The sequence below is a fragment of the Morganella sp. GD04133 genome (assembly GCF_029835375.1).
GTDB classification, from domain to species: domain Bacteria; phylum Pseudomonadota; class Gammaproteobacteria; order Enterobacterales; family Enterobacteriaceae; genus Morganella; species Morganella morganii_B.
In genome coordinates this window covers 39,046-54,023 of record NZ_JAODZS010000001.1, presented here as the reverse complement: position 1 = coordinate 54,023, position 14,978 = coordinate 39,046, and the positions used below count along the sequence as shown (strand labels likewise).

The following is a 14,978-nucleotide window of genomic DNA, read 5'->3' as shown; positions in this document are numbered from 1 at the left end:
TGCTTATTTCGTGACTAAGGCAAACGATTGCGTGTATAATGGCGCGCAAATTTTCCGGTATTTCTGAACAGGTGACAGTGATGACAACATTAGGTACGGCATTACGCCCGGGTGCCACGAAGGTGATGCTGCTGGGCGCAGGCGAATTAGGCAAAGAAGTGGCGATTGAGTGTCAGCGGCTCGGCATTGAAGTGATTGCCGTCGATCGTTATGACAACGCCCCGGCCATGCATATCGCGCACCGCCGTTATGTGATCAATATGCTGGACGGCGCGGAGCTGGAAGCTGTGATCCGGAAAGAACAGCCTGACCATATTGTGCCGGAAATTGAAGCGATTGCGACAGACACATTGTACCGTCTGGAGCAGGAGGGTTTTCATGTCGTGCCCTGTGCCAATGCGGTAAAACTGACCATGAACCGCGAAGGGATCCGCCGCCTGGCCGCAGAATCTCTGGGGCTGATGACATCAGAATACCGCTTTGCGGATGACGAGGCGTCTTTTATCCGTGCTGCTGCTGAGATTGGATTTCCCTGCATTATCAAACCGGTAATGAGTTCATCCGGTAAAGGGCAGAGCATTATCCGTGATGAAAGTACATTGCACGATGCCTGGCTGGCCTCTCAGGAAGCAGGACGTGCCGGAAAAGGGCGGGTGATTGTCGAGCGGATGATTGATTTTGATTATGAGATAACGCTGCTGACTGTCCGTGCGGCAGACGGTGTGCATTTCTGTGCGCCGGTCGGGCACCGTCAGGAACGCGGTGATTACCGTGAATCCTGGCAGCCGCAGGCCATGCCGGATGCGGTTCTGGCGCGGGCGCAGCAGGTGGCGGAGGCAATCGTTAACGGACTGGGTGGCTATGGTCTGTTCGGTGTTGAGCTGTTTGTCCGTGGTGAGGATATTATTTTTAATGAAGTCTCGCCGCGTCCTCACGATACCGGACTGGTCACACTGATTTCACAGAATATCTCTGAATTTGCCCTGCATGTGCGGGCGTTTCTCGGATTACCGGCCGGCGAGATAGTTCAGTACCGTCCGGCTGCCTCAGCCGTGATCCTGCCGTCTCTGCGCAGTGATGACGTTTATTACAGCGGGCTGGAGCACGCCCTGACCGGGACTGTGCAGCTGCGCCTGTTTGCCAAACCGGAGATTGACGGCTCCCGGCGCATGGGTGTCGCCCTGGCACTGGCTCCGTCCGTTGAGGAAGCGGTGGATGCGGCAAAACAGGCTGCGGCATCAGTAGTCGTCACCGGCTGACCGGGGTAATATCTGTGATGACCTTCCTGTATATAAAGAGGAAGGTATCACAGACCGTGGTCAGGCAGAGGAATAACCGATGAAATGCAGAATACCTGGGATCGTATTTGTGATGTTGCTGCCGCTGACCGCGTTTGCCGGTACGGATGTGCAGGCAGAAAAAGCCCGTGAATGGGTGCGGGCGAGGGCTGATGAACCGTCAGTGGCGGATAACTGCTTCAGGCCGGACAATCCCTTTGAACTCTGTCTGTACCGGGACAAAGACACGTTCGGCAGCCATTTCGTTGACCGTAATCTGCAGGAGCCGTATCAGCCGTACTATTTCGACAGCGCGCCGGATGAACCGGAAAACGGGCGTTACCGTATCCGCTCCGGCAATAAAATCGGTTATGCGGACAGCGTCACCGGGCGGGTGGTGATCCCCGCCATTTATGACTGCACGTACGGTTTTGTCAACGGTACTGCCGAGGTCGGTGTCGGCTGTGAAGAGGAAACCGACGGCGAGCACGCCTGGTGGACAGGCGGTCACTGGTTCCGTATTTCACCTTACGGTCTTATCACCGGATTCGGCCGGACACCGCCGCCGGACAGCCGTTTATGATGCCGCACCGTAACGGCGGCGCGCCAGAATACGCTGCCGCCAACTGTTCAGGACATAGGCCGCCAGCAGAATAAAGGCGACCACACCCCAGACAATCATTTCACCATAGCGGGCACCGAAGTCCGCTATTTGTGCCTTGCCCGGATTCTCTTTCTGATAATAAACACCCACCGGGCCGTTTTCACACTGCGACTGACACAGCAGCTGATCTGTTGAGGTAAAGGTGACGATTTTATTATCCGCTGTCACGAATTTCACCACCGGCCAGCCAACCAGTTGCTGTCCCGAACGGGTATCGCGCATTTCTGTCCGCAGATAACCGGTTATCTGCCCGTCAGCATAGACATCATTCTGTTGTGTCTGCCAGGTCTGATAAATCATAAATCCGGCGAGGAAAACCACAGCGAAGGTCAGCAGGCGGAGAACCCGCTGAAACAGCATGTTGCGTTGTGTCTGCTTATCAGCGTAAGCACGGAAATTGCCGGGAGGTGTGCCGGATTTTTTAGTCATATCGGTTACTGTCTTCTGTCGGTTTCAGGTCATAAATCACGGAGAAAAGCGGATAAAAGCACGCTTTCATAAAAAATTAACAAAAAGCATAAAAAAAATTAAAAAACATAACGTTAACCCGATCACAAATTTTACCGTCCCGGGAGGCGGATAAAACCGCCCGGCGGCAAAAAGTGACCGCTTAATCTGCTATACAACCGCTCGCGGGATAATCCCCGTTTCCCGCCTTGATTTTTCTATCATAAAACACACTTGCAGGAAGTTTCTATTTTATTCGGCTGGAACACTTTTTCCGTACGGATACGGATCCTTTTGATTATCACAGTCACATTTAAGGTGCGTTATGAACTCTAATCGCTTATTTAAGCACATTCCCTGGTTTATCCTGGGGATTATAGGTGCTTTCTGTCTCGGCGTTGTCGCATTACGCCGCGGCGAGCATGTCAGTGCATTATGGATCATTGTTGCATCGGTATCAGTCTATCTGGTGGCGTACCGCTACTACAGCCTGTATATCGCAACAAAGGTTATGAAACTGGATCCGACCCGGGCAACACCGGCGGTGATTAATAATGATGGTCTGAACTATGTTCCGACTAACCGTAACGTTCTGTTCGGTCACCACTTTGCCGCGATCGCCGGTGCGGGTCCGTTAGTCGGGCCGGTACTTGCCGCGCAGATGGGGTATCTGCCGGGCACACTCTGGCTGCTGGCCGGTGTGGTGCTGGCGGGTGCGGTACAGGACTTTATGGTGCTGTTTATCTCCTCGCGCCGTAACGGTGCCTCTCTGGGTGAGATTGTTAAAGAAGAGATGGGCACCGTGCCGGGCACTATCGCGCTCTTCGGCTGCTTCCTGATTATGATCATCATCCTCGCCGTGCTGGCACTGATTGTGGTGAAAGCGCTGGCAGAAAGTCCGTGGGGTGTGTTCACCGTCGTATCCACTGTGCCGATTGCCCTGTTTATGGGGATCTACATGCGCTATCTCCGGCCGGGACGTGTCGGTGAAGTGTCTGTCATCGGTATTGTGCTGCTGGTGGCGGCTATCTGGTTCGGTGGTGTGATCGCACACGACCCGTACTGGGGCCCGGCGCTGACCTTTAAAGATACCACCATCACTTATGCCCTGATCGGCTATGCGTTTGTTTCCGCTCTGCTGCCGGTGTGGCTGATTCTGGCTCCGCGTGACTATCTGGCAACCTTCCTGAAAATCGGTGTTATCGTCGGTCTGGCTGTGGGTATCGTTATTCTCAACCCGGATCTGAAAATGCCGGCGATGACTCAGTTCGTTGACGGAACCGGTCCGGTCTGGAAAGGTGCTCTGTTCCCGTTCCTGTTTATTACTATTGCCTGTGGTGCGGTTTCCGGCTTCCATGCCCTGATTGCTTCCGGTACCACACCGAAACTGCTGGCCTGTGAAACCGATGCCCGTTATATCGGTTACGGTGCCATGCTGATGGAATCCTTTGTGGCGATTATGGCGCTGGTTGCAGCCTCCATTATCGAGCCGGGTCTCTATTTTGCCATGAACACCCCGCCTGCGGCGCTGGGTATCACCATGCCGGATCTGCATAACCTCGGTACCGCAGATGCACCGATGATTATGGCGCAGCTGAAAGATGTGACTGCACAGGCAGCCGCAACAGTCAGCTCTTGGGGCTTTGTGATTTCGCCGGAAGAGATTTTACAGACCGCCAAAGATATTGGTGAGCCGTCTGTCCTCAACCGTGCGGGTGGTGCTCCGACACTGGCGGTGGGTATCGCCCATGTGTTCCACAAAATCATTCCTGCGGCGGATATGGGCTTCTGGTATCACTTCGGGATCCTGTTTGAAGCACTGTTTATCCTGACTGCTCTGGATGCGGGTACCCGTTCCGGCCGCTTTATGCTCCAGGATCTGCTGGGTAACTTCGTTCCGTTCCTGAAGAAAACTGACTCCTTCATTGCCGGTGTGATCGGTACTGCCGGTTGCGTGGGTCTGTGGGGTTATCTGCTGTATCAGGGCGTGGTCGATCCGCTGGGCGGCGTTAAGAGCCTGTGGCCGCTGTTCGGTATCTCCAACCAGATGCTGGCGGCTGTTGCCCTGGTTCTGTCCACCGTTGTTCTGATTAAGATGAAGCGCAGCAAATATATCTGGGTAACCACTATCCCTGCGGTATGGCTGCTGATTTGTACCACATGGGCGCTGGGTCTGAAACTGTTCAGTGACAACCCGCAACTGGAAGGCTTCTTCTGGCTGGCGAATGAGTACAAACGCCGTATTGCCGAAGGTGTGGCGTTAACGCCTGAGCAGGTCGCCAATATGCAGCACATCGTGGTGAACAACTACACCAACGCCGGTCTGAGTATTATCTTCCTGGTCGTGGTGTACAGCATCATCTTCTACGGCATCCGTACCGCGATGAAAGCGAGCAAAAACCCGGAACGTACTGACAACGAAACACCGTATGTTCCTGTTCCGGAAGAGGGCATTAAAGTCTCCTCCTCACACTGATAACAGCATGCAGTAACGCTGAAGTCTCATCCCCCGTATGATGTCAGTCACATTGTACGGGGGATATTTTTTATTATCCGTGTTATTTGTTACTCTGACAGCCTTTGTTCCGCTGTCTGTAAGAAGGACCCGATTATGCAACCTATCTCCGTGACTATCCTGACCGGTTTCCTGGGGGCCGGTAAAACCACGCTGCTGCGCCATATTCTCCACGAGGAGCACGGGCAGAAAATTGCTGTGATTGAAAATGAATTCGGTGAGGTGCCTATCGATGATGAAATTATCGGTGACCGTGCCACACAGATAAAAACCCTGAGCAACGGGTGTATCTGCTGCAGCCGCTCAAGTGAGCTGGAAGATGCGCTGCTCGACCTGTGCGAAAACCTGGACAGCGGCAAAATTGATTTTGACCGCCTGGTGATTGAGTGCACCGGGATGGCCGACCCCGGGCCGATCACACAAACCTTTTTCTCCAATGAGAAACTGTGTGAGCGTTATGTGCTGGACGGCATTATCACGCTGGTGGATGCGGTGCATGCACAGCAGCAGCTGGATCAGTTCACTATCGCTCAGGCGCAGATTGGCTACGCGGATCGCATTCTGCTGACCAAAACGGACGTTGAGCCGGATAATGAGGCGCTGCTCGCCCGTTTACAGCGGATTAATGCCAAAGCGCCGGTGTATAAGGTGATTAACGGCGATATTGACATGAACCTGCTGTTTAATGTCGGCGGTTTTATGCTGGATGACAATGTGGAAATCAGCAAGCCGCTGTTCCGCTTTGCGCCGAAACAGCAAAATGACATTCAGTCTCTGGTGATCACCATGGATAAACCGGTGGAAATCAGTGCCATTTCCCGCGCCATGGAAACCCTGTTGCTCAGCTATGCCGATAATATGCTGCGTTATAAAGGGTTACTCTGGATTAAAGATGAACCGCGCCGCCTGTTATTCCAGGGCGTTCAGCGCCTGTACAGCGCGGACTTTGACCGCGAATGGCGCGAGGATGATGTAAAACAGAGTGTGCTGATTTTTATCGGCATGCAGCTGCCGGAGCAGGAAATCCGCAATGCGTTTGCCACGCTGACGGCATAAATCAGTATTTCCCCGGTGCTCCGGGGAAATACTGCCGGTTGTCTGTCAGTAAATAGGAATATTAATTACGCGGTGCTGGTTCTTGTTTTTTTATATGGCATAAAGGATACTTTTCATTACCTGGTCAGCTGATGAGATATGAGTGGAAAATGGAAAGCACAGTAATCTGCTATTATAAAAAAGATAAATTATCAGCATGTGAATTTAATGAACCTGAATTATTAGGAAGGGAAGTTCATGAGAATATTAATGAGTTTATTTTACCGGTAAACCGTAAAAATACACCATTCTTTATTACCCGGAAATTCTCAAACCAAGAAAGTACCCGCTGGAAGGTAGAGTATGTTATTGGGTCTGTTTCTCAGAAAGGCGTGTATGAAATTTACCTTTCTGAAAAGGATATTGAGACCGATATTTATTTAAATGAAACAGCTAAGAAAGTAAAGAAACACTTCTGGGGAATTGTTAAGAAGGGCGCAATTGTTATTGTTGAATTCGGTCATATATATCAATTAACAAATCTGTCAGGAGAGATTAAAAATACGTACTCTTATCCGTGCTATCATCAGAATGGTGAAATGCATAAAAGAAGGCCGGCTATCGTGGTCAGTGCGGACAGACATGGTGTGAAGATAGTTCCTGTTACGTCACAAAAACCAGACTTCTGCCCCGTTAATAAGTCAGTGTTTAAGTTGGATGAAAGCTCGGTTGAATTTATTTCTGATTTTTTAAAAGATAAAGAAAGTTATGTCTTATGTGAAATGATACAGACTGTTTCTCCGGCCAGGATTTTACCCCCGCATGCGAAAAATCGCAGCGCATATAAATTTTTCAGGGATGAAAAGTATACCCGGAAAATAATAAGATCCGATATATGGAAGCTTGAAGAGGCATTGCTATCGTCCATTGGTCTGCCTGATTTACGAGAGGAATATGCAAACAATAAAAAAAGAGCGGATAGTTTAGAGTCAGATAATAAAATATCAGAAGATAAATTGAAAAAAAGCTATTTAGAAAATAATGAACTTAATAAAAAACTGCATATATTAAAACAGCTCTATATGGTTACCAGCGATAATGTATCAGAAGCCATGATTGACCAAGAAATTAATGAATATTTAAGTATTGACTAGTTGCCTCTGCTATGTTGTAATTTTGGTGTACGGTACGGATAAAGAGACTGCCCTCTCCGTATGACGCTGAAAAATGCATGCAGACGAACATAATAGTACTTACAAAAAAACCACCGTCAGGGTGGTTTTTTTGTAAGTACTATTCAAAGAGGATAATGGATAGCGAGGACAGAAACCGGTGTTTGTGTTGTCCGTCACAGGGGTTATGGACGCCATAAAAAAACCGGCCGGTGCGGCCGGTAAAGGAAAGGGGGCTTCCTTAAAAAGCCAAACCCGGAAAAATCAGGCTGATTTTGCCTTGTTTGCCATGATTTCAATAATCTGCACATCGGTGTGCTGCATAGACAGGCTGGCCAGCGCACAGAGGTTAGCAATGGATTTATCCACGTCCGTGCAGACAATGCCGTCGTTACCGCCGACACACTGCTGATTCATTGCCATCAGCACCGCTTTATAGGCCGCGCTGACACCGCTGGACACTTTCATCGCACAGCTGTTGGAAGCGCCATCACAGATAATACCGCTGATATCGCCGATCATGCTGCTGATAGCCATCGCCACCGGCTCATATTTCCCTTCAAATAACCATGCGATACCGGCTGCTGCCCCCATTGAGGCGGTCGTCGCCGCACACAGAGCGGAAAGCGGCGGGAACTGACTGTGAATATAAATCGCCATCAGGTGAGACAATGTCAGGGCGCGGATAAGCTGCTCTTCATTCGCCTGTAAATATTCCGCGACCACCACCACCGGCTGGGTAGCGGCGATCCCCTGGTTACCGGAACCGGAGTTGCTCATGGCAGGCAGCTGCGCGCCGCCCATACGGGCATCCGAGGCTGATGAGGTGCGGATCATAATGTCGGACAGCAGGTCTTTTGACAGCAATCCCCGCTCACGCTGTTTTTCCAGCGAACGGCCGATTTGTAACCCGTACGGATTGGACATACCTTCGCGGGCCAAAGCATCATTCAGATCGGCAGCCTGACGCATAAAATTGATCATCGACACCGGGGCCTGAGTGGCGAAATCATAAATATCCCGGGCGCAGGCATCCGCGAACGGGTTATCACTGCCGCTCTGATGCGTGAGCGCATCATCCTGATAAATAACCGTGCCGTTATGGCTGATTTCGGTCACATGGGTATGATCGCCGCAGATAGTGACGGTGGCCTGATCGTCACCGCTGTATACGGTGGCTTCAGAGTAAAGTACGTGGCTGCACGGCTCTTTGATTTCCACAGACACCGCACCGGAGGCAAGAAAGGCTTTCCCGGTGGCAATATTGTCCGCAGTCACCCCGCACAGGACATTCAGGCCGGCATCTGGCTGTCCGCCGATAGCACCAAGTGCCGCAGCGACCGGCAGGCCGGTCATGCCTGTTCCCGGAACGGTCACGCCGAGGCCGTTTTTCATCAGGTTCGGGGAAACATAGCAGCGAATTTGGGTTGGTGCGCCGCTGAGGCAGGCGGCGGCTTTTGCGGCAGCCAGTGCCAGAGAAATCGGCTCGGTACAGCCTGTCGCCGGTTTGACTGACTGACGCAGTGCCGCGACAAAATTGTTCCATTGAGCAGGGGTGTGATGTGTTGCCATTTTTCAGCCTTAAATACGCGAATCCGTTATGCGGATCAGTGTACCGAAAGGGCAGCAGAAAAATCCTTTCACAATTCAGGGGTATTTTCAGAATCCGGAGAAAAACTTTCTCCCGGAAATGAAAAATAGGGCGGATAAGGGGGAAAGAAGCAAGAAATCGTCCGGCGGTGAAAAGAGATAAAAATACTTATCTAACCATTTGATTTAAATATATTATTGAATATGATTTGTATGCATTATGTTATGCATAAATAAAAAAGTGTGATGAGGTCCCGTGACAGCAGTCACGAAAAACTGAGTTCATCGCTATTTATCAGAACATAACTCTGTATTTTTTCTCTTATTTGACCGGTTGTGATGTTATCAGCTGGTTTGTCAGGTAATTCCCGCTGCGCAGCCGCAGCAGGAATTCTGCCGCAGGATCAGCCTTCAATATCCAGTCGTTTTGACTGCCATTTTTTCGAGCGCCAGCGCCATGTATTCACAAGCCCGCGCAGCCACTCATCACACAGAAAACCAATCCAGATCCCCAGTATTCCCATCTCCAGTTTGATTCCCAGCACATAGCCGACCGGCAGCGCCACACACCACATAAAGAACAGGGCAGTACAAAGCGGGAAACGGGCGTCACCGGCGGCACGCAGGGCGTTTACCATCACAATATTCAGCGTGCGTCCCGGCTCGAGGAAAACCGACAGCAGGAACAGCGGCAGCAGCAGTTTTATCACCGCCTGATCGTCACTCAGCCCGTAAGCGAGGTGGTCGCGGAACAGCCAGAACAGGAAGACAATCGGGATGGTGCTGAAAAAGCCGGTTTTCAGGCTTTTCATGCCGCGCTGATAGGCATCCTCAAAGCGTTTTGCCCCGACCAGATGCCCGACCAGGATTTCATTCCCGATACTGATGGTTATCCCGAACAGCATAATAAACAGTGATAACTGGAAGTAGATGGTCTGTGCCGCCAGCGCGGTTTCGCCCATCAGCCCGATGAAGGCAATTGCAACCATATAATGCAGCATCCAGACCAGGTTCTCCCCGGCAGACGGCAGACCGACATGCAGGATCTGCTTCAGCATATTTTTGGACCAGTGAAACAGCATGCGCGGCACGAATTTAATCCGCAGACCGTAAAAGAGCAGGCCGCACAGCAGCGCCACGGCGATCAGACGCCCTGCCACCGTGGACCAGGCGACACCGACCAGCCCGTATTGCGGCAGCCCGAACAGGCCGTACAGCACAATGCAGTTACCGACGACAGTTACCACGTTGGCGACCAGCGTGACATACATTGCCGGTTTGGCTCTGCCGTAGACGCGCAGACAGGCCGCCAGAATGATGGTCACCGCTTCCGGAATTAAACAGATCCCCAGAATATGCAGATAATTAAAGGCATCTTCCATCAGATGTTCCGGGGTATTCATCAGTTCCAGAATTTTATAACCGAAAATAATGGTAAACCCGGCGGACAGTAATCCCAGCAGCAGGTTAAACGCGATGGAAATATGAATGGCCTGACTGGCCTTATCCCGTCTGCCCGCGCCGATATACTGGGCGATGACCACACTGCATCCGACACTGATAAAGTTAAAAATAGTGATAAACAGGTCAAACGCCTGGTTGCCGACCGCCATGGCCGCCAGATATTTTGACGACACATGGCTGACCATCCAGGTATTAATCAGGAAGGTGGAAAAGTGTAATAACAGGTCGATAAAAATCGGCCAGCTTAAAGAAAAGAGCCCGCGCTCTGTCACATCAGACTGATGCATGACGACCTTCTGTAAAGAGTGTGATTTTTGTTCCGGGATGGATACAGGGAGCCGGATTCTACCAGGATAATATTACTGAGAATAGTGAAAGGTGAAAAATAAAACATTTTTTTCATAACTAATTAAGAAATCAATATTTCCTTTCGTAAATAAGTATGATTTCCTTGTCTGACGAATCAATGATGACAGAGAGAATTCCGTGAAAAAAATACGAGCCGCCGTCGTTGGTTACGGCAATATCGGACAGTATGCGATTGAGGCACTGGAAGCTGCCGCTGATTTTGAGATTGCAGGGATTGTGCGCCGCAACCCGTCTGCTGCGGATACGGATTCTGTGTATCCGGTGGTGGCGGATATCCGTGAACTGGGCAAGGTAGATGTGGCACTGCTGTGCTCGCCGACCCGCGCTATCCGTGCGGTGGCCTCGGAGATCCTCGCACTGGGGATTAATACCGTGGACAGTTTTGATGTTCACAGTGAAATAGTCGCGCTGAAAGCGCACCTTGACCCGATTGCCCGCGCCGGTGAGTGTACTGCCATCATCTCCGCAGGCTGGGATCCGGGTTCCGACTCCATTATCCGCACGCTGATGCAGGCAATGGCACCGAAAGGGCTGACGTACACCAACTTCGGGCCGGGGATGAGTATGGGCCACAGTGTTGCCGCCAAAGCAATTCCCGGTGTGAAAGATGCACTCTCCATGACCATTCCGCTGGGTACCGGTGTTCACCGCCGCATGGTCTATGTTGAGATTGAACCGGGCCATGATATCGAGTCCGTGACCACCGCACTGAAAGCCGACAGCTATTTTGCTTCCGATGAGACGCATGTCCGTCAGGTGGACAGTGTGGATGCCCTGAAAGATGTGGGACACGGTGTCTCCATGACCCACAAAGGCGTGTCCGGTAAAACCCATAACCAGCTGTTTGAATACAGCATGCGCATCAACAACCCGGCGCTGACCTCCCAGTTTATGGTGTCTGCGGCACGGGCGGCCTGCCGTCAGCAGCCGGGCGCATACAGTGTGATTGAAATCCCGCCGGTAAATTTCCTGGCCGGGGATATCAACAGCTGGATCAGTAAACTGGTGTAGTGATATTTCAGTCACAAAACAGCGTTGAAAAAAGTGGTGAAAACCACTTTTTTATTATCTGTAAAACGGATAATTAAATTAACTGTTATATCTGTAATGTTATTGTCGAAACTATTTTTTATGAATATAAAAACACGCCTATTTTCGGTGCGGTATCCGGTACGTCTGATGTCTTTATGAATAAATAAAAAGGAAGACTATTCGGTGTGAAATTGATAACGACGGCAATTGATTAATAGCGCTTACATAATGTAATAACTTATTGGAATAATTATATTTAATTAATGCATATAATTATAATAAGTGAGATGTTGATCATGGACAAAAGGATTATTCAATGTAATTTTGTGCGTTACTTATCCACTCAGAGGGCTTTGTGTATGAATTTCTTATCCATCCCAAGTCATCTCGCCGGTGTCTGCCTTGTGCAGGCATGGTTTAATATTGATCATCGTATTTCAAACTTCTTCCCTGAGTAATTCTCCGCCTGCGTATTACCACAAAAATTAATTAAAAACACGCTGATATAACGTGGCTGTATTTCTGTATTTTCTTTTCAGGAAAATGCAGCGGATAAATATATCCGGCAGCCCGAAACCGGAGAGTAAAATAATGAAACGTATTCCAGAACCGTTCCGTATTAAAATGGTCGAAAATATCCGGATGACAACCCGCAATGAGCGGGAAGTTGCCCTGAAAGAAGCCGGATATAACCCGTTTTTATTACCGGGTGATGTGGTCTTTATTGACCTGCTGACCGATTCCGGTACCGGTGCGATGAGTGACCGCCAATGGGCCGGGCTGATGATGGGGGATGAGGCGTATGCCGGTTCCCGTAACTACTATCATCTCTGTGATCAGGTGAAAAAACTGATTGGCTATCCGTTCACTATCCCGACACACCAGGGGCGCGGTGCCGAGCAGATTCTGTTCCCGTCACTGATCGCCCGCCGCCGCAAATCCGGGGCGGATAAGCCGGTCTTTATCTCCAACTTCCACTTTGATACCACGGCTGCCCATGTGGAGTTAAACGGGGCGAAAGCGATCAACGTGGTCACACCAAAAGCCTTTGATACCACAACCTATTATGACTGGAAAGGCGATTTCGATTTAGATCTGCTCAATGCGGCAATCGCAGAGCACGGCGCAAAAAATGTGGCCGCGATTGTCACCACCGTGACCTGTAACAGCTCCGGCGGTCAGCCGATATCACTGGCAAACATGAAAGCCGTGTATGAGATCGCCAAAAAGTACGATATCCCGGTGGTGATTGACTCTGCACGCTTCTGTGAAAACGCCTGGTTTATCAAACAGCGCGAAAAAGGCTATGCGGATAAATCGGTGAAAGAGATCGTCAAAGAGATGTATAAATACGGCGATATGCTGACAATGTCGGCGAAAAAGGACTCACTGGTGAATATCGGCGGTCTGTGCTGCTTCCGTGATGACGAAGATCTGTTTAACGAAGTGCGCACCCGCTGTGTGCCGATGGAAGGCTTCGTCACTTACGGCGGCCTCGCCGGACGTGATATGGAAGCGCTGGCTATCGGGCTGGAAGAGGGGATGGATGAGGATTACCTCCGCTACCGTATCACCCAGGTGGAATATCTGGGTGAACGTCTGCGCGAAGCGGGGATCCCGATCCAGTATCCGGTCGGCGGCCACGCGGTCTTTGTCGATGCGAAGAAAATGCTGCCGCATATCCCGGGCGATCAGTTCCCGGCGCATGCCCTGAATAATGAGCTGTTCCTGGAATCCGGCATCCGCGGGGTGGAAATCGGCTCGCTGCTGCTGGGGCGTGACCCGGAAACCGGTATTCAGAAGCCGTCACCGATGGAGCTGCTGCGCCTGACAATTCCGCGCCGTGTCTATACCAATGACCATATGGATTATATCGCGGATGCCTTTATCCGGCTGAAAGAAAAAGCCGCGGATATCAAAGGGCTGACATTCACCTATGAACCGCCGGTTCTGCGTCACTTTGTCGCCCGCCTGAAGCCTGTCATGTAACCCTGTCGTCTTACAGGAGGATGCGCGACATCCTCCTGATTTCAAACATAATGATAATATTAAGCCACCAGAGGTACTCTTATGGCTACTGTTCCTGCGTCCTCTGTTTCGCCGTCCGTATTCGGCGGAGCAATGATTATCGGCGGAACTATCATTGGTGCGGGGATGTTTTCCCTGCCGGTGGTAATGTCCGGTGCATGGTTTTTCTGGTCGATTGCAGCACTGGTATTCACCTGGTTTTGTATGCTGCACTCAGGATTAATGATTTTGGAAGCCAACCTGAATTACCGGATTGGTGCCAGTTTTGATACGATCACCCGCGATCTGCTGGGAAACGGCTGGAATCTTATTAACGGTCTGACTATTGCGTTCGTCCTGTATATTCTGACCTATGCCTATATTTCCGCCAGCGGTTCGGTGCTGAGCCACACCTTCGCGCAGGCGGGGATTGCGCTTCCGGCGCGGATGGGCGGGTTTCTGTTTGCCCTTGCCGTCGCGTTTATTGTCTGGCTGAGTACCAAAGCGGTCAGCCGGATGACGACGATTGTGCTCGGAGCCAAAATCCTGACATTCTTTATGACATTCGGCGGTCTGCTGTGGAATGTGAAACCGGCGGTCTTACTGAACGTGGCACAGCCGGACGCTTCCTATCTGCCTTATGTATTGTTTACGCGGCCGTTTTGTCTGGCCTCGTTCGGGTTCCACGGTAATGTGCCGAGCCTGATGAAATATTACGGCAAAGAGCCCGGTAAAATCCGCCGCTGTCTGACCATCGGCACACTGATGGCGCTGGTGCTCTATATCATCTGGATGCTCGGCACGATGGGTAATATCCCTCGTCCGGACTTTATTCCGATTGCGGAGAAGGGGGGTAATATTGATGTGCTGGTTCAGGCGCTGAGCGGCGTGTTGCACAGCCGGGGACTGGAACTGCTGCTGATTGTGTTCTCGAACTTTGCGGTGGCCAGCTCGTTCCTCGGGGTGACACTGGGACTGTTTGATTATCTGGCAGATCTGTTCAAATTTGATGACAGCAAAACCGGCCGTCTGAAAACCGCCGGTGTTACCTTTATCCCGCCGATGCTGGGCGGATTGATCTATCCGGACGGCTTTATTTACGCCATCGGTTTTGCCGGTCTGGCGGCGACGGTCTGGGCCGCGATTGTCCCGGCACTGCTGGCCCGCGCATCCCGGAAACGCTTCGGCAGCCCGCAATTCAGGGTCTGGGGCGGCGAGCCCATGATCTGGCTGATCCTGGGCTTCGGGGTACTGAACGCGGTGGTACATATTTTGTCGGGTTTCAGCCTGTTGCCGGTTTACCGGTAAGCGATGACTTAAGCGGCAGGATTGTTGAGATTAATAATCCTGTCCGCTGACTCATGAGGGCGGATTTTTGATATTAAAAAAATGCCTGCAATATATAT

At 51.0% G+C, this 14,978-nt stretch carries 11 protein-coding genes; 8 read left to right on the top strand and 3 right to left on the bottom strand.

Annotated elements, in window-relative coordinates; all coding sequences use genetic code 11:
• The first annotated feature begins 80 nt into the window (after positions 1–80).
• A complete protein-coding gene (gene purT, locus N7387_RS00225) occupies positions 81–1,259 on the top strand; it encodes a formate-dependent phosphoribosylglycinamide formyltransferase (protein WP_279796046.1) in 1,179 nt (392 codons plus the stop codon).
• Positions 1,260–1,338: 79 nt separating this feature from the next.
• A complete protein-coding gene (locus N7387_RS00220; RefSeq protein WP_262883473.1) occupies positions 1,339–1,860 on the top strand; it encodes a hypothetical protein in 522 nt (173 codons plus the stop codon).
• Here N7387_RS00220 and N7387_RS00215 read toward each other — a convergent pair.
• Positions 1,855–2,370 carry a DUF3592 domain-containing protein gene (locus tag N7387_RS00215; RefSeq protein WP_262883472.1) on the bottom strand — a complete coding sequence of 172 codons (516 nt, stop codon included), beginning with the start codon at positions 2,368–2,370 and terminating at the stop codon, positions 1,855–1,857. The genes N7387_RS00220 and N7387_RS00215 overlap by 6 nt on opposite strands.
• 343 nt (positions 2,371–2,713) lie before the next feature.
• Between N7387_RS00215 and N7387_RS00210 the strand changes: the two genes are divergently transcribed.
• The 3 genes from N7387_RS00210 (at position 2,714) to N7387_RS00200 (ending at position 7,092) form a co-directional block, all read left to right on the top strand.
• A complete protein-coding gene (locus tag N7387_RS00210; RefSeq protein WP_262858882.1) occupies positions 2,714–4,864 on the top strand; it encodes a carbon starvation CstA family protein in 2,151 nt (716 codons plus the stop codon).
• Positions 4,865–4,999: 135 nt separating this feature from the next.
• Positions 5,000–5,959 carry a GTPase gene (gene yjiA, locus N7387_RS00205; RefSeq protein ID WP_015422481.1) on the top strand — a complete coding sequence of 320 codons (960 nt, stop codon included), beginning with the start codon at positions 5,000–5,002 and terminating at the stop codon, positions 5,957–5,959.
• A 149-nt stretch (positions 5,960–6,108) separates the two neighbouring features.
• On the top strand, positions 6,109–7,092 hold the full coding sequence (locus N7387_RS00200; protein ID WP_279796045.1) for a type II toxin-antitoxin system PemK/MazF family toxin: 984 nt from the start codon (positions 6,109–6,111) through the stop codon (positions 7,090–7,092).
• Positions 7,093–7,374: 282 nt separating this feature from the next.
• Here the strand turns inward: N7387_RS00200 and N7387_RS00195 are convergent, their stop codons facing one another.
• A complete protein-coding gene (locus N7387_RS00195; RefSeq protein ID WP_279796044.1) occupies positions 7,375–8,682 on the bottom strand; it encodes an L-serine ammonia-lyase, iron-sulfur-dependent, subunit alpha in 1,308 nt (435 codons plus the stop codon).
• A 422-nt stretch (positions 8,683–9,104) separates the two neighbouring features.
• Positions 9,105–10,451: an MATE family efflux transporter gene (locus tag N7387_RS00190; protein WP_024472761.1), complete on the bottom strand. Its 1,347-nt coding sequence runs from the start codon at positions 10,449–10,451 to the stop codon at positions 9,105–9,107.
• Between the two features lie 199 nt (positions 10,452–10,650).
• Between N7387_RS00190 and N7387_RS00185 the strand changes: the two genes are divergently transcribed.
• From N7387_RS00185 to mtr, 3 genes are all read left to right on the top strand, one after another.
• Positions 10,651–11,544, top strand: coding sequence for a diaminopimelate dehydrogenase (locus N7387_RS00185; protein ID WP_279796043.1), 894 nt, complete (start codon positions 10,651–10,653; stop codon positions 11,542–11,544).
• Between the two features lie 612 nt (positions 11,545–12,156).
• Positions 12,157–13,554 (top strand): tryptophanase, encoded by a 1,398-nt coding sequence (gene tnaA, locus N7387_RS00180; protein ID WP_046892081.1) that lies wholly within the window; start codon positions 12,157–12,159, stop codon positions 13,552–13,554.
• A gap of 81 nt (positions 13,555–13,635) precedes the next feature.
• Positions 13,636–14,880, top strand: coding sequence for a tryptophan permease (mtr, locus tag N7387_RS00175; RefSeq protein WP_279796042.1), 1,245 nt, complete (start codon positions 13,636–13,638; stop codon positions 14,878–14,880).
• Positions 14,881–14,978 lie beyond the last annotated feature (98 nt).

Excerpts from the sequence above, each read along its gene's own strand:
- N7387_RS00215 (WP_262883472.1), bottom strand. The coding sequence starts at position 2,370 with ATGACTAAAAAATCCGGCACACCTCCCGGCAATTTCCGTGCTTACGCT.
- N7387_RS00220 (WP_262883473.1), top strand. The coding sequence starts at position 1,339 with ATGAAATGCAGAATACCTGGGATCGTATTTGTGATGTTGCTGCCGCTG.
- purT (WP_279796046.1), top strand. The coding sequence starts at position 81 with ATGACAACATTAGGTACGGCATTACGCCCGGGTGCCACGAAGGTGATG.
- mtr (WP_279796042.1), top strand. The coding sequence starts at position 13,636 with ATGGCTACTGTTCCTGCGTCCTCTGTTTCGCCGTCCGTATTCGGCGGA.
- N7387_RS00210 (WP_262858882.1), top strand. The coding sequence starts at position 2,714 with ATGAACTCTAATCGCTTATTTAAGCACATTCCCTGGTTTATCCTGGGG.
- N7387_RS00195 (WP_279796044.1), bottom strand. The coding sequence starts at position 8,682 with ATGGCAACACATCACACCCCTGCTCAATGGAACAATTTTGTCGCGGCA.
- yjiA (WP_015422481.1), top strand. The coding sequence starts at position 5,000 with ATGCAACCTATCTCCGTGACTATCCTGACCGGTTTCCTGGGGGCCGGT.
- N7387_RS00200 (WP_279796045.1), top strand. The coding sequence starts at position 6,109 with ATGGAAAGCACAGTAATCTGCTATTATAAAAAAGATAAATTATCAGCA.
- tnaA (WP_046892081.1), top strand. The coding sequence starts at position 12,157 with ATGAAACGTATTCCAGAACCGTTCCGTATTAAAATGGTCGAAAATATC.
- N7387_RS00190 (WP_024472761.1), bottom strand. The coding sequence starts at position 10,451 with ATGCATCAGTCTGATGTGACAGAGCGCGGGCTCTTTTCTTTAAGCTGG.